Below are 14,055 nucleotides of genomic sequence, written 5' to 3' on the forward strand. Positions count from 1 at the left end.
GAATAGACATGCTTTCACTCAAGAACGTCACCAAGCGCTTTCCGGGTGTGCTCGCCCTGGACGACGTATCGATTGAAGTCCGGCCGAATGAAATCGTCGGTCTGATCGGCGAGAACGGCGCGGGAAAATCCACGCTGATGAAGCTGCTGACGGGTGCATACCGCCAGGACACCGGTGAGATCGAGCTTGGCGGCAAGCCGCTCGTGATCCGCAATCCGCGCGACGCGACGTCCAAGGGCATCGCGATGGTCTATCAGGAGCAATCGATCCTGCCGAATCTGACGGTTGCCGAGAACCTGTTCCTCGGCCGCGAAGAAGCGTTCGTCACATTCGGGCGGGTGAACTGGACAAAGCTCAAGCGTGCCGCGAAGAAGGAACTCGCCACGGTCCATCTGGACGTCGATCCGCTGACGCTGTGCGAGGACCTGTCGTTCGGCCAGCGACAGATGGTTGAACTTGCGCGAGCCTTGTCGCTCGCGAGTCGCACGGGCGGCACACCGATCATCCTGCTCGACGAGCCGACCTCCGTGCTCGAAGCCGGGGAGATCGAGATCCTGTTCGGGCTCGTGCGTGAACTCAAGTCGCGTGCGTCGTTCGTGTTCGTGTCGCACCGGCTCGATGAGCTGCTGTCGCTCAGCGACCGCGTGTATGTGATGAAAGACGGAAAAGTGGTGTCCGAGATGTCGTCGGGCAATGCGTCGGTGACGAAGCTCCACGAACTGATGGTCGGCCGTTCCCTGCACAGCGAGTATTACCGCGAGAACCTGCAAAAACCTTGCCGCGCGGAGGTAGCACTGTCGGTGCGCCACGCGTCGCTGGGTCATGTGCTCAATGACGTTTCCTTTGATGTCCATTGTGGAGAGGTGTTTGGCGTCGCAGGCGTGGTCGGGTCCGGCCGCGAGGAACTGTGCCGGATCATCGCCGGGTTGGAAAATCTCGACGCGGGGGAGGTGATGGTGGGCGCGACCCGTCTCAAGCCGCATGCCAATCACGCGGTCGCCCTGGGCATCGGATACGTTCCGCGTGAGCGGAAGGTGGAGGGGCTCGTCACCCAGATGAGCGTCGCGCAAAACCTCACGCTGCCTCGTCTGGGCGCGGTGAGCCGTGCCGGCGTGGTGCGCAAGGCAAGCGAACGCGCGCTTGCCAACGAATGGATACAGCGGCTGCACATCAAGACGCCGGGGCCTGATGCATCCTGCCGCAACCTGTCGGGCGGCAACCAGCAGAAGGTGGTGCTCGCGAAATGGCGTTTCGCGGGCAGCCGGATTCTCGTCCTCGACCATCCGACGCGCGGCCTTGATGTCGGTGCAAAGGAAGAGGTCTATCAGCTCATCCGGGAACTGACAGCGGAGGGTGTCGCCGTCGTGCTCACCGGCGACACGCTCGAAGAGATTCTCGGCCTTAGCCATCGCGTGATGGTCATGCGGGACGGCCGCGCCGAAAAGGTCCTGCCGTGCGAGGTTGGGCATAAGCCCTCGCAGGTCGAAATCGTCGAACACATGGTCTGAGGTCAACATGCCACAACTGAACGCATCACTCGCGGCGAAGCTGCGCGACAACGCACCTTTTCTCGCACTCATCGTGCTGTACGTGTTGATTGAAATCGCGCAGCCGAGCTTCCTGGCGCCGTCGACGCAACTCGGCTTGCTCGCCGACAGTTCGACACTGTTCATCATGGCGGCCGGCACAACCTTTGTCGTCTTGCTCGGTAGCATCGACCTGTCTCTGCAATCCGTGGCGTCTCTTGCGAGCGTGATCGTGGCGATGCTGCTGCCACGTTACGGAGCGATGGCTGCCGTCGTCGCACTCGCTGCGTCGTTTGGCATCGGTCTGCTTAGCGGGGTGATTCAGACCATGCTGCGGATTCCATCCTTCATCGCAACGCTTGCGGTGGGCGGGATTGCGTCGGCGGCTGCGTTGACGCTCTCCGGTACGCGCTCCATCGCCATCAGCGACGAAATGCGCAATGCTTCGCTCGGCTGGACCACGGGTTCCTCGTTCGGCGTGCCGCATGAAATCCTGCTTGGCATCGCGGTGTTTGCGTTCTGTCTGTTTCTGCATCGTTCGACCGTTTTCGGCCGCCACGCTGACGCGATCGGTGCCGGCGAGCCGGCGGCGATTGCTTCGGGCGTTCGCGTGTGGGTGACCAAATGCCTGGTGTTCGGCACGTCGTCGTTCTTCGCCGGGCTTGCGGGTGTCGTCATGGCCGGTCGGCTGGGCAGCGGTTCGCCCACTTTGGCGGACCAGTTCCTGCTTCCCGCTATTGCTGCCGTGATCGTCGGCGGAACGGCGTTGACGGGTGGTGCGGGCGGCATCGGCAGGACTCTGGTGGGTGCGCTCCTCGTGTCCGTGGCGCGCGTGGGCATGACGTTCGTTGGCGTTAGCGTGTTCGCGCAGCAGATCGTGTTCGGACTGATCCTGATCGTCGCTGTGACGGTGGCGTTTGATCGTTCGAAGGTGCTGGTCATCAAGTGAGATTTGATCCGGCCTGTTTCGCGCCGGCTTTAGTGGAAGGAAGAGGTTGCACATGAAAATTCTGGTGACAGTCAAACGAGTGGTCGACTACAACGTCAAGGTTCGTGTGAAGTCGGATGGAAGCGGCGTCGATATCGCTAATGTGAAGATGTCGATGAATCCGTTCGACGAGATTGCAGTTGAAGAAGCGGTTCGCCTGAGGGAAGCGGGCGTGGCGACGGAAGTCGTTGCGGTGTCGTGCGGCGTGACGCAATGTCAGGAGACGCTGCGCACGGCGTTGGCCATTGGTGCGGATCGCGGGATTCTCGTTGAATCGGCCGAAGAATTGCAGCCGCTCGCGGTCGCGAAGATTCTCAAGGCGCTCGTCGACAAGGAGCAGCCGCAACTGGTGATCCTCGGCAAGCAGGCCATCGACGACGATTCGAATCAGACCGGTCAGATGCTGGCCGCTTTGGCTGGCTTGCCCCAGGCGACGTTCGCATCGAAGGTCGTGGTGGCGAACGGCAAAGCTACGGTGTCGCGTGAAGTCGATGGCGGCGCCGAAACGCTCTCACTCAAGCTGCCCGCAGTCGTCACCACCGACTTGCGTCTGAATGAGCCGCGCTACGTCACGCTGCCGAACATCATGAAGGCGAAAAAGAAGCCTTTGGAGACACTGAAGCCTGCCGATCTCGGCGTCGATGTCGCGCCGCGCCTGAAGACGGTGAAAGTCGCCGAGCCGCCGAAGCGCTCCGCCGGCGTGATGGTGCCGGACGTGAAGACGCTGGTCGAGAAACTCAGGAACGAAGCCAAAGTGCTCTAAGGACAACGCAGGAGACGAACGAAATGACGATTCTGGTAATTGCAGAACACGACAACGCGTCGATCAAGGCAGCAACGCTGAACACGGCTGCTGCTGCGTCGAAGATCGGCGGCGATGTTCACGTGCTCGTCGCAGGCGCGAACGCGCAGGACGCAGCCAACGCCGCCGCGAAGATCGCAGGCGTTTCCAAAGTGCTGCTCGCCGACGCGCCGCAACTCGCCGAAGGACTGGCTGAGAATATCGAAGGCACGGTGCTGAATATCGCCAGGGACTATACGCACATCCTGGCGCCCGCTACCGCCTACGGCAAGAACATCGCGCCGCGCATTGCGGCGCATCTCGACGTCGCGCAGATCAGCGACATCACGGCAGTGGATAGCGCCGATACATTCGAGCGCCCGATTTACGCTGGCAACGCGATCGCAACGGTGCAATCGAGCGATCCGATCAAGGTCATCACGGTGCGGGCGACGGGCTTCGATCCCGCGGCGCCCGAAGGCGGCAGCGCATTGATCGAGAAGATCGACGCTGCCACAGACGCGGGCATTTCCGCATTCGTGAGCCGCGAAGTGACGAAGCTGGACCGGCCGGAACTGACGTCGGCTTCGATCATCGTGTCGGGTGGCCGTGGACTGGGGAACGGCGAGAACTACACAAAGGTGCTCGAGCCACTGGCGGAAAAACTCGGCGCGGCATTGGGCGCGTCGCGTGCGGCGGTAGACGCGGGCTTCGTTCCGAACGATTATCAGGTTGGCCAGACTGGCAAGATCGTCGCGCCACAACTGTACGTGGCAGTCGGCATTTCAGGCGCGATCCAGCATCTGGCCGGCATGAAAGACAGCAAGGTCATCGTTGCGATCAACAAGGACCCGGAAGCACCAATCTTCGGCGTTGCAGACTATGGCCTGGCTCAGGATCTGTTCGAAGCCGTACCAGAGTTGACGGCGCTTATCTGAAGTAACCTCGCTGAGGACGTATCGATGCGCAAAACCCGAATCGCGATCGTTGGTGCTGGTCTGGCCGCCACGCCTCACGCGCTTGCATTAAACGAGCTGAATGACGAAGTGGAGGTGGTGGCCATAGTCGGTCGGTCGCCCGAACGGCTGGAGCGCTTCGCCAGTACTTATGGTTTCCCGATCGCCAGGTCGTTCGATGCCGTATTGCAGAATCAGCGTGTCGATGCCGTTCTGGTGCTGACGCCCCCGCACACGCATCTCGAACTCGTCGAGGGGGCCGCTGCTGCACGCAAGCATGTGCTGCTCGAAAAACCACTCGACATATCGATACCTCGCGCGGAACGCGCGGTCGAGGTCTGCCGCAAGGCGGGCGTTCAACTCGGCGTGGTCTTCCAGAACCGCTTTCGCCCTGCTGTCGAGCGGCTTGCAACGCTCGCGAAGAGCGGCGCATTGGGAGCGATCGCCTATGCAGGGGTCGATCTGCGCTGGTGGCGGCCACAGTCCTACTATGACGAGCCCGGCCGCGGAACGTATGCGCGCGACGGAGGCGGCGTGCTGATGACGCAGGCCATTCACTCGCTCGACATTCTGATGTGGCTGGCGGGAGAGGTATCAACCGTAGTCGGCGCAACGGCAACAACCGCTCTGCATTCGATGGAGGCGGAAGACTTCGCGAGCGCCGCACTCACGTTCGAGAGCGGTGCAGCAGGTCACGTACTTGCGACGACCGCTGCGTATCCGGGCTTTCCTGAGCGGATTGAACTGATCGGCGCAAATGGGACGGCGGTTCTCGAAGGAGGACATCTGCGCACGTTCTTCCATGATGGGCGCGTCGATGAATTTCAGGACCCGTCGTCGTCGGGTTTTGGTGCAAAGCCTATGGACTTTTCTCACACGGCCCATCGCGATCTGTTGAAGAACTTTTTCTCCGCGATTCGCGAGGATCGCAGCCCATTGGTAACCGGCGACGATGCGCTGTGCGTGCAGCGTCTGATCGAACGCATTACCGCACACTCAGGACGCCGCTAGTGACGCATATCGACGGAGATACACGGATCGTCGCCATTCTGGGCGACCCCATTGCGCAGGCGAAGTCCCCGCAACTCTTCAACGAACTCTTCGAGCGGCACGGAGTGAATGCGGCCCTCGTACCGTTTCACGTGCCCGCTACTCATCTCGGGCTCGTCCTCGAAGGGCTGCGTGGCGTCGCCAATCTGGCCGGTGTGGTCGTCACGGTGCCGCACAAGCTCCCGGCGACCGCTCACGCCGCGCGATTGTCGGAGGCGGCGCAGCAAACGGGTGCGGTCAACTGTCTACGTCGCGAAGCCGACGGTTCCTGGACAGGCGCGATGTTCGACGGTGAGGGCTTCGTCAAAGGCCTGCTTGTTCGCGCGCGTGTCGTTCGCGGCAAGTCGGCACTCATCGTCGGTACAGGCGGCGCTGGTGTGGCGGTCGCGCATGCGCTGGTCGATGCGGGCGTCGCATCGCTCGATCTCTTCGACAGCAACACGGAATCTTTGCAGCGGCTTGCGCGGGCATTGCGGGCGCGTGGGAGCGGAGTGGCCGTCCGTGAGAGTGCGGCGCGCGCTCAGGCCATGCACGATTTCGTCGTCAACGCGACGCCGTGCGGCATGCGCCCTGACGATCCACTTCCGATCGACCTCGCTAATGCTGGCTCGCACGCTGTCATCGCCGACCTGATCATGAAGCCCGCGCAAACGCGCCTGCTGGAAGAAGCGGAAGCCCGAGGGTTGGTTACCCATCCGGGTCGTCACCTGCTCGAAAACTCGGTCGAAGCGATGGCCGCGTTTTTGGGTCTGTTGCCGTCATCGGGAGAGCAGGGAACCGCTTCCCATCGGGCAGAGAGCGAGTCCCCGTAAGCCACCAGGGACCTCGGGAAAACCCCCTTTGCCTGATCCATCGACGCGGCATAGTATTGGTTGTAAGTAACTATCCGGTGGGTTACGTAATAGATTCACGGATAACAGACTTTCCTTTGCAACTTGGTTGCATGGCACCAGAGACCAAGCGCCAAAGCGGCAATTCTGGTCGACAGGAGACAACGATGAATCCAGCAGAAAAGCGCAAATGGCCGCGCTCGGGACTTGAAACGACGCTGATGGGCTTCGGCGCGGCGCCGATCGGCAATATCTTCCGGCCAATCACGGAAGAAGATTCCGCCGCCTTGATCAAGGCCGCGTGGGACGCCGGTGTGCGCTATTTCGACACCGCTCCCATGTACGGCCACGGCCTGAGCGAGGCGCGCTGCGGGCAGGGCTTGCGCTGGTATCCGCGCGACCAATACGTGCTGTCGACAAAGGTGGGACGGCTTCTCAAGCCCCGCAAGCGCTCGGAAATCGACTTCACGCCGTGGGTTGACGGCCTGCCGTTCGAAATGAAGTTCGACTACAGCTACGACGGCGCCATGCGGTCGATCGAGGACAGCTTGCAGCGACTGGCGTTGGAGCACATCGACATCGCGCTGATCCACGACGTCGATGGCTATACGCATGGAGACAGGCAGCCGGAAATGTTCGAGGCGGCCATGTCGGGTGCGGCAAAGGCGCTGCTGAAGCTGCGCGACGAAGGCGTTGTGAAGGCGGTGGGCGTGGGCGTGAACGAATGGCAGGTTGCGCATGATGCCATCAAACGCAACGACTTCGACTGTCTGTTGCTCGCTGGGCGCTACACGTTGCTTGAGCAGGACGCGCTCGACGGCTTCCTGCCCCTGTGTGAGGAGAGGCAGGTGTCGGTCATCCTTGGTGGTGGCTACAACAGCGGCATCCTCGCGACGGGCGCGGTTCCCGGCGCGAAATACAACTATTCGGCCGCGCCCGATGCGGTTCTCGAACGGGTACGCAAGATCGAGCAGGTGTGTCGGGAATACTCGGTGCCGTTGAAAGCGGCGGCGCTGCAGTTCGTCCTCGCCCATCCGGCAGTTCCCACCAATATTCCCGGCGTGCGCACGGTCGCTCAACTGGAAGACAACCTGCAAACGTTCCGGGCACAGATCTCGTCCGCATTCTGGGACGAACTGAAGCGTCGTGAGCTGATCCGGCAGGACGCGCCCACTCCTCAATAACGGTTCGTCGCTAACCCGCAATCGGGTAACAGAGAACGACACGCGGGCCCTGTGCCCGCTTCCTCCACCGCGCAATTGCGTGGCGGATGGGGCAGGTCGTGCCCGCGTTTCGATGTCAGGGAGAAGTCATGAAAGCTGCTGTACTTGTTGCTCCGATGCAGTTCGAGTTGCGCGATGTGCCGGTTCCTGAGTGCGGCGCGTCCGATGTGCTCATCAAGGTCGAACGTTGCGGGATTTGCGGAACCGATTTGCACATCTATCACGGCAACTACTCGAGCGACCGCCTGCCGTTGATTCCGGGACACGAGTTCTCCGGGACGATCGCCGAAGTGGGCCCGGCCGTAAAAGGGCTGAAGGTCGGTCAGGCGGTCACCGCCGATATCAACCTTGGCTGCCGCAGTTGCTTCTTTTGCCGCAAGAACGAGATTCTCAATTGCACGCAGATGGTTCAACTCGGCATCCATGTGAACGGTGGCATGGCCGAGTATGTGCGCGTGCCCGCGTATGCGGTCGTCCCGCTGCCCGCGGCGATGCCCGTTGAGGAAGGCGCGATGGTCGAGCCTCTCTCGTGCATCGTGCGAGCGTTTCGCAAAGGTCATCTGCGGCTCGGCGAGAGCGTGCTGGTGATCGGTGCGGGCCCAATCGGCCAGATGCATATGCAGCTCGCCGTCCGTGCGGGCGCGGCACCCGTCATTGTCGTCGAGCCGAACGAGCAGCGGGCGCGACTCGCAAAAGAACTGGGCGCGGATCTGGTCGTGACCGACCCCGCTCGGCTCGAGGCCACCGTGCGCGGCGCAACCGATGGACGCGGCGTCGACGTCGCCATTGAAAGCGTCGGTTCCACCGACCTGTACGAACAGGCATTCACGCTGATCCGTCCCGGCGGCCGCGTGATTGCGTTCGGCCTCGCGAAGCCGGGTCATACGTTCAGGATCTCCGCGCTCGACTTCGTGCTGCGCGAGCAGGGTGTGCAAGGCAGTGTTGCCGGCATGGGCGATGACATGCACGAGGCCGCGACCCTGCTCGGTTACCGGCGCGTGAACGTTGCGCCGTTCCTCACCACGATCTATCGGCTCGATGACGTTCAGGCTGCGTTCAAGCGCCTCGCTGAAGACAGGAACGTATTGAAGATCCAGTTACAGGTCGCGTGAATTGCCCGGGCCGTCGCAGCGGTTCGAAGTCATGTCAACACGGTGTCGTATCGTTCAGCAGAGGCAGTCCCATGAACGCTCTGGAAGTGAAGGGAATCAGCAAGACGTACCCCGGTGTACGGGCTCTGGATCGCATTGAGTTTTCATGCAGCCGTGGCTCCGTGCACGCGCTGGTTGGAGAAAACGGCGCGGGCAAGTCAACGCTGATCAAGATTCTGAGCGGCGCCACTGCACCCGATGAAGGCGAGCTGTTACTCGACGGCAAATCCTACTCACCGACATCGCCGAGCGAAGCAGTGACGGTGGGCGTATCGACGATCTATCAGGAGTTCAACCTGATCCCCGGCTTGAGTGTTGCCGAGAATATTTTTCTGGGCCGTGAACGGATCAGTCGTGGCTTGCTCGATGCCGCATCCATGCGCAGCGAAGCCAAGGTGCTGCTTGCGCGTATCGGCGCACCTATCGACGTGAGAAGGCGTGTCAGCACGCTTTCGGTAGCCGAACAGCAACTCGTCGAAATCGCGAAGGCGCTCGCCGTCTCAGCGCGCGTGCTGATCATGGATGAGCCGTCGGCGACGCTCTCCGATCATGAGATGACCCTGCTCTATAACGTCGTGCGAACCCTGTCGCGCGATGGAGTGACGATTCTCTATGTGTCGCACCGGATGGATGAGATCTTCGACCTTTGCGACACCTGCACGATCATGAAAGACGGTCGCTCGGTCTGCACGCGCAAGGTGGCGGACCTCGATCGCGCGTCGCTGATACGGCTCATGGTGGGCCGCGAAGTCGATACACGCTTTCCTGATCGGCGCGACCGCGGGGACAAACCCGCCGCCGAGATCGTGCTGGATGTAAAGGCCTTGCGACTCGCGGAACGCGTAAAAGACGTCACCTTTAGCTTACATGCCGGCGAGATTGTGGGCCTTGCGGGACTGGTGGGTGCGGGTCGCACGGAAGTGGCCCGCGCGATCTTCGGACTCGACGACATCGCGTCGGGCGAAATATCGCTGCGAGGGCGTGCACATCGCCCGAAGACGCCCGCCGAGGCGATCGAATCAGGCGTCGCACTGGTGCCGGAGGACCGCAAGGCTCAAGGGCTGGTGCTCGGCCTCGGCATTCGCGAGAACGCGATGCTTCCCACACTCAAGAGCGTTTGTCGTCTTGGCTTCATTAACCGCCGCCGCGAACAGTCACGAGTAGCGTCGGTGTGTCAGCGACTCGCAGTGTCGGCATCGAGCGCGGAAGTGCCCGTCGGAACTTTGTCGGGTGGCAATCAGCAGAAGGTCGTGTTCGGCAAATGGATTGCCCACGACTACACACTGCTGATTCTCGACGAACCGACGCGGGGCGTCGATGTCGGCGCGAAGGTCGAGTTCTACAGGTTGATTGACGAGATTGCCCGCTCTGGCAAGGCGGTTCTGTTGATCTCCTCGGAAATGCCTGAACTCCTGGGCATGGCGGACCGCATCGTCGCACTGCGTGATGGCGTAGTGACGGGAGAAGCGTCCGCTCATGGCGCAACAGAAGAGTCGGTCCTTCAAATGATAGCGAGGTGAATCATGGCATTCGCAGAACCTATGTCGGGCACTGCTTCGAGCGGACGATTTTCACGCGGCGCGTACCGGCGCATTGAACTCATCCAGCGCTTCGGCATTCTCGCCATCTTCATGCTGCTTTGCGTGACGGCGGCAGTGTCATCGCCTTACTTTCTCACGGCCGAGAACCTGTTGAATGTCGTGCGCCAGGTGTCGGTGGTGGGACTGACATCGCTGGGCATGACGTTCGTGATACTGACGGCGGGCATCGATCTTTCCGTCGGATCGATTCTCGCGCTTACGACGCTCGCCATTGCGGGTCTCAAGCCATATGGGCCGGTGGCATCACTCGCAGGCGGACTCGCAATCGCGCTGATTTGCGGATGGGCCAACGGCATCATCACGACCAAAGGCCGTATCCAGCCGTTCATCGTCACGCTCGGCATGATGACGGCGCTTGTCGGAGTCGGTCTCGCTTATTCGGATGGTCAGCCCGTCATTGGTGTTCCGGCGTCGCTTGCATGGATTGGACGCGGACGCCTCGCAGGCGTACCCGTTCAGGCGCTGCTTTTCATCGTCATGGCGGTGGCATCGGCGGTGATCCTGAGAATGACACGCTACGGAAGGCATGTGTATGCCGTGGGCGGCAACGCGGAAGCCGCGCGGCTGTCGGGCGTCCCCGTCGACAGGATTCGCGTGATTGCCTACTGCCTTTCCGGGTTGTTCGCAGGGCTCGGTGGTCTCGTGATGTCGACGCAACTGAACATCGGTGAAGCGAACCTCGGAAAGGGGCTTGAACTCGATGCGATTGCCGCTGTGGTGGTCGGTGGTACGAGTCTGTCGGGTGGCGCTGGTGGCATCGGAGGCACGATTGTTGGTGTCCTGCTGATCGGCGTGCTGAACAACCTTCTCAATCTGCTCAACATCCCTGCCTATACGCAGTTGATCGTCAAGGGCGCAATTATTGTCGGCGCGGTGTTGATCCACGCGCAACTCAGTCGTTCAAAGGGCCGATAGACCGGTCGCAAATCCAAGGAGACAACCATGTTCAACACGAAGCTGATGCAGATAGCGGCAGCCACGACTCTTGCTTTTGGATGTGTCGCGAGCGCGCTCGCTGCCGACACGATTGGCCTTTCGCAGGAGAGTCTCGATCATCCGTGGCTCGCGACCCAGCGCAAGCAGATCAACGACGCTGCGGCAGCAGCCGGCGTACGCGTGCTCGCCACCGACGGGCAGGGCAATGTCGCAGGCCAGATCGCCGGCATCGAAGACATGGAGTCAAAGGGGATCAAGCTTCTTCTGGTGCAGGCCGGGAAAGCAGAAGGGTTGCGTCAGGAACTGGCGTCGCTAAAGGAGCGAGGCGTGCCGTACATGTTCGTCGGCAAGCCGATCGAGAACGCGGGCGCAATCACAACGGTATCGGGAGATAACCGGGCACTGGGTGTGGATGCGGGTCAGTACATCGTCGAAACGCTGACAAAAAAGTACGGCAAGCCCAAGGGCAACATCGTACTGCTCGAAGGCATTCCTGGTGACGAGACATCCGTGAACCGGATAGGCGGCGTCACGTCGGTGACCGGGAAATCCGCGGACATCAAGGTAATCGCGAGACAGCCGGCCGATTACCGCCGACCAAAAGCCTACGCGGTGATGCAGAACATCCTGCAGGCGCATCCGGCCGGCACGATCGACCTTGTATTCGCCGCGAACGGCGAGATGGCGCTCGGCGCGATCCAGGCGATCAAGGAGAGTGGCCGGTCTAACGAGATCAAGGTGTTGGGCCTCGATGGGCAGAAAGAAGAGTTTGAAGCGATCCGGGCGGGTGACGAAGCGGCCACGTGGCTGTATCCGCCCGCTGGAACTGAAAGCATGGCAGTTGCGCTCAAGATTCTGAAAGGGGAGAAGGTGCCGCCCAAGGTTGTATTGCCAACTGTCCGGGTCACGAAGGAAAACATTGACTCGGTGAAGCCGGCCTTCTAGAGCGGCCGACGAAATGACGCCAGTCGCTGAAGCGCGCAAATCTTTTCTGGCGTTCGGCAACTCGCATTTCAGATCCCGTGAACATCGGGATCTAAAAATGTTAAAGAGGTAGCGGATGGATCGAACAAGATATCGGTGGCGTATTTGCGCATTGCTTTTTCTCGCAACGACGATCAATTACCTTGATCGGCAAGTCCTCGGCCTGTTGAAGCCCGAACTTGCGACGCGTTTCAACTGGACCGAAACCGAATATAGCTACATGGTGGTCGTGTTTACTGCCTGCTATGCGATCGGCTTGATCGTCTCCGGAAAACTGGTCGACAGGTACGGCGTCAAGCTGGGGTACGGGATATGTGTGCTCGTCTGGAGCATTGCCGCCTGCGGACATTCCATCGTGCGCAACACGCTTGGATTTTCTTTCATGCGTGCGTTGCTTGGTCTGGCGGAATCGGGAAATTTTCCGGCAGCGGCCAAGGCGGTTTCCGAATGGTTTCCGCGGAAAGAACAGGCATTGGCGGTTGGTATCCTGACTTCCGGCACCAGCATCGGTGCGGTGGCCGCGCCAGCGCTGGTGCCCTGGCTTGCTGCCTCCTACGGGTGGCAAGCCGCATTTCTCGTCACAGGGTTGACAGGGTTCGTCTGGCTCGGCTTCTGGTATTCGATGTACTACGCGCCACAAAAGCACAAGGCGATCTCAGTGGAAGAGTTGAAATACATCAACGAGAATCGAGCCGGGGATGACGGCAAGGGTCCATCTGTGAACTGGATTTCGCTGTTGAAGATCCGGCCCACGTGGGCGTTTGTCATGGGCAAGCTGCTGACAGACCCGATATGGTGGTTCATGCTGTTCTGGCTGCCTTCTTACTTTTCCTCCCGATACCATCTTGATCTAAAGAATCTAGGCTTGCCGCTCGTGGTCGTTTATGTCGCGACTTCGATTGGGAGTATCTCGGGTGGATGGTTTTCGTCGCGTCTGATCGCGCGCGGATGGGACGTCACTCGCGCACGTCAGATCACCATGCTTGGGTTGGCGTTCCTGGTGGTGCCTATAGCGTTTTCGCCCTGGATCGACAACATGTGGGCGATGGTGGGGCTTCTCAGCCTTGCCGCCGCAGCACACCAGGGCTGGTCCGCGAATCTGTTCACGACCGCGTCCGACATGTTCCCGAAAAGGCTTGTGGGCTCGATTGTCGGGATGGGAGGCATGGCTGGTGCAATCGGCGGAACTTTCTTTCCCTTATTCGTCGGTGCGCTTCTTGACCACTTTAAGGCTTTCGGAAACGTCAATGCGGGCTATAACATATTGTTTGCGATATGTGGGTCGGCATACGTGATCGCATGGACTATCATGCGCCTGATTCGGTCTTCGAATCCGCGAACGGACCTTGGATCTATGCCAGCCGATTCGGTGACTTGATTGCAATCTGAAGTTAATAGCCGAGCCGTTCGACATCAAATGGATTGAGGTCTTCATGTGCCAGCTCGACGCTACGGAGAAGAAAAAATCTGGGTCGACGTGCCATTCAACACGTCGCGCAAATGTCGAGTGGTGGGGGGGGCATGGCGGCGCTAACATCGCAGCCTCTCCACCGAAGGCGTGGGCCTCTTCTCCTCAGATGAGCACTGAGCGTGGGCAGAAATAGAACGGCTGCACAAATACAGATGTATCCGGTGAAGCTCGATGTGACGACGCCACGACCCGTCCCTCGGTTGAGTATTTGCGCGTAAATCTCTTGAAGATTCGTAGGACGGCGTGTCGCTGGCTTGCGAACGTCTGTTGAGCCTTGGAAGCGGCCTTTGGCGTGACAGCAGTGCGAACGGCTGACGTGGGTGGGGTTGCGTCGGCCCGCTCTTCAAATTCATCGCCGGAAAGCGGCCAGTGGAAGTGGGCTTCCCGGAAGCGGCCAGTCGACAGTGCGTACTCCCGACCCACAAGGGGCACCTGAGTTCGACAGTTAATCGCGCAAGCACCTGATTTTATTGATGTCGATTTTAAAAATTGCCACTACAACAGCGCGAGCTGCTGCGGGGCGACCGGTTTTTTCACGTTCAGTGCATTGAGTACCTC

The 14,055-nt window shown here is 60.5% G+C and carries 12 protein-coding genes; all 12 read left to right on the top strand.

Annotated elements, in window-relative coordinates; translation table 11 throughout:
- The first annotated feature begins 8 nt into the window (after positions 1-8).
- The 12 genes from GNZ12_RS38270 (at position 9) to GNZ12_RS38325 (ending at position 13,404) form a co-directional block, all read left to right on the top strand.
- A complete protein-coding gene (locus tag GNZ12_RS38270) occupies positions 9-1,508 on the top strand; it encodes a sugar ABC transporter ATP-binding protein (protein ID WP_172317446.1) in 1,500 nt (499 codons plus the stop codon).
- A 7-nt stretch (positions 1,509-1,515) separates the two neighbouring features.
- On the top strand, positions 1,516-2,475 hold the full coding sequence (locus tag GNZ12_RS38275) for an ABC transporter permease (RefSeq protein ID WP_172317448.1): 960 nt from the start codon (positions 1,516-1,518) through the stop codon (positions 2,473-2,475).
- Positions 2,476-2,527: 52 nt separating this feature from the next.
- Positions 2,528-3,277, top strand: coding sequence for an electron transfer flavoprotein subunit beta/FixA family protein (locus GNZ12_RS38280; protein ID WP_172317450.1), 750 nt, complete (start codon positions 2,528-2,530; stop codon positions 3,275-3,277).
- Positions 3,278-3,300: 23 nt separating this feature from the next.
- Positions 3,301-4,233 carry an electron transfer flavoprotein subunit alpha/FixB family protein gene (locus tag GNZ12_RS38285; RefSeq protein ID WP_172317452.1) on the top strand — a complete coding sequence of 311 codons (933 nt, stop codon included), beginning with the start codon at positions 3,301-3,303 and terminating at the stop codon, positions 4,231-4,233.
- A 24-nt stretch (positions 4,234-4,257) separates the two neighbouring features.
- Positions 4,258-5,262: a Gfo/Idh/MocA family protein gene (locus tag GNZ12_RS38290; RefSeq protein WP_172317454.1), complete on the top strand. Its 1,005-nt coding sequence runs from the start codon at positions 4,258-4,260 to the stop codon at positions 5,260-5,262.
- Entirely contained in the window at positions 5,262-6,113 is an 852-nt protein-coding gene (locus GNZ12_RS38295; RefSeq protein ID WP_172317456.1) for a shikimate dehydrogenase family protein, read from the top strand. The genes GNZ12_RS38290 and GNZ12_RS38295 overlap by 1 nt, the downstream gene beginning before the upstream one ends.
- Before the next feature lie 185 nt (positions 6,114-6,298).
- Complete coding sequence (locus GNZ12_RS38300) at positions 6,299-7,315, top strand: aldo/keto reductase (RefSeq protein ID WP_172317458.1); 1,017 nt, start codon at positions 6,299-6,301, stop codon at positions 7,313-7,315.
- Between the two features lie 128 nt (positions 7,316-7,443).
- Complete coding sequence (locus GNZ12_RS38305) at positions 7,444-8,466, top strand: zinc-dependent alcohol dehydrogenase (protein ID WP_216673529.1); 1,023 nt, start codon at positions 7,444-7,446, stop codon at positions 8,464-8,466.
- Between the two features lie 71 nt (positions 8,467-8,537).
- A complete protein-coding gene (locus GNZ12_RS38310; RefSeq protein ID WP_172317462.1) occupies positions 8,538-10,025 on the top strand; it encodes a sugar ABC transporter ATP-binding protein in 1,488 nt (495 codons plus the stop codon).
- A gap of 3 nt (positions 10,026-10,028) precedes the next feature.
- Positions 10,029-11,021, top strand: coding sequence for an ABC transporter permease (locus GNZ12_RS38315; protein WP_216673530.1), 993 nt, complete (start codon positions 10,029-10,031; stop codon positions 11,019-11,021).
- 27 nt (positions 11,022-11,048) lie between these two features.
- The gene (locus GNZ12_RS38320) at positions 11,049-11,987 is read left to right on the top strand and encodes a substrate-binding domain-containing protein (RefSeq protein ID WP_172317464.1); all 939 of its coding nucleotides are present in this window, start codon (positions 11,049-11,051) and stop codon (positions 11,985-11,987) included.
- A gap of 115 nt (positions 11,988-12,102) precedes the next feature.
- Positions 12,103-13,404 (top strand): MFS transporter, encoded by a 1,302-nt coding sequence (locus tag GNZ12_RS38325; RefSeq protein WP_172317466.1) that lies wholly within the window; start codon positions 12,103-12,105, stop codon positions 13,402-13,404.
- Positions 13,405-14,055: the final 651 nt, after the last annotated feature.

The organism is Paraburkholderia solitsugae (assembly GCF_013177695.1).
GTDB lineage: Bacteria > Pseudomonadota > Gammaproteobacteria > Burkholderiales > Burkholderiaceae > Paraburkholderia > Paraburkholderia solitsugae.

Coding starts and splice junctions, on each gene's coding strand:
- GNZ12_RS38275 (WP_172317448.1), top strand. CDS start 1,516: ATGCCACAACTGAACGCATCACTCGCGGCGAAGCTGCGCGACAACGCA.
- GNZ12_RS38290 (WP_172317454.1), top strand. CDS start 4,258: ATGCGCAAAACCCGAATCGCGATCGTTGGTGCTGGTCTGGCCGCCACG.
- GNZ12_RS38270 (WP_172317446.1), top strand. CDS start 9: ATGCTTTCACTCAAGAACGTCACCAAGCGCTTTCCGGGTGTGCTCGCC.
- GNZ12_RS38280 (WP_172317450.1), top strand. CDS start 2,528: ATGAAAATTCTGGTGACAGTCAAACGAGTGGTCGACTACAACGTCAAG.
- GNZ12_RS38325 (WP_172317466.1), top strand. CDS start 12,103: ATGGATCGAACAAGATATCGGTGGCGTATTTGCGCATTGCTTTTTCTC.
- GNZ12_RS38315 (WP_216673530.1), top strand. CDS start 10,029: ATGGCATTCGCAGAACCTATGTCGGGCACTGCTTCGAGCGGACGATTT.
- GNZ12_RS38320 (WP_172317464.1), top strand. CDS start 11,049: ATGTTCAACACGAAGCTGATGCAGATAGCGGCAGCCACGACTCTTGCT.
- GNZ12_RS38310 (WP_172317462.1), top strand. CDS start 8,538: ATGAACGCTCTGGAAGTGAAGGGAATCAGCAAGACGTACCCCGGTGTA.
- GNZ12_RS38300 (WP_172317458.1), top strand. CDS start 6,299: ATGAATCCAGCAGAAAAGCGCAAATGGCCGCGCTCGGGACTTGAAACG.
- GNZ12_RS38305 (WP_216673529.1), top strand. CDS start 7,444: ATGAAAGCTGCTGTACTTGTTGCTCCGATGCAGTTCGAGTTGCGCGAT.
- GNZ12_RS38285 (WP_172317452.1), top strand. CDS start 3,301: ATGACGATTCTGGTAATTGCAGAACACGACAACGCGTCGATCAAGGCA.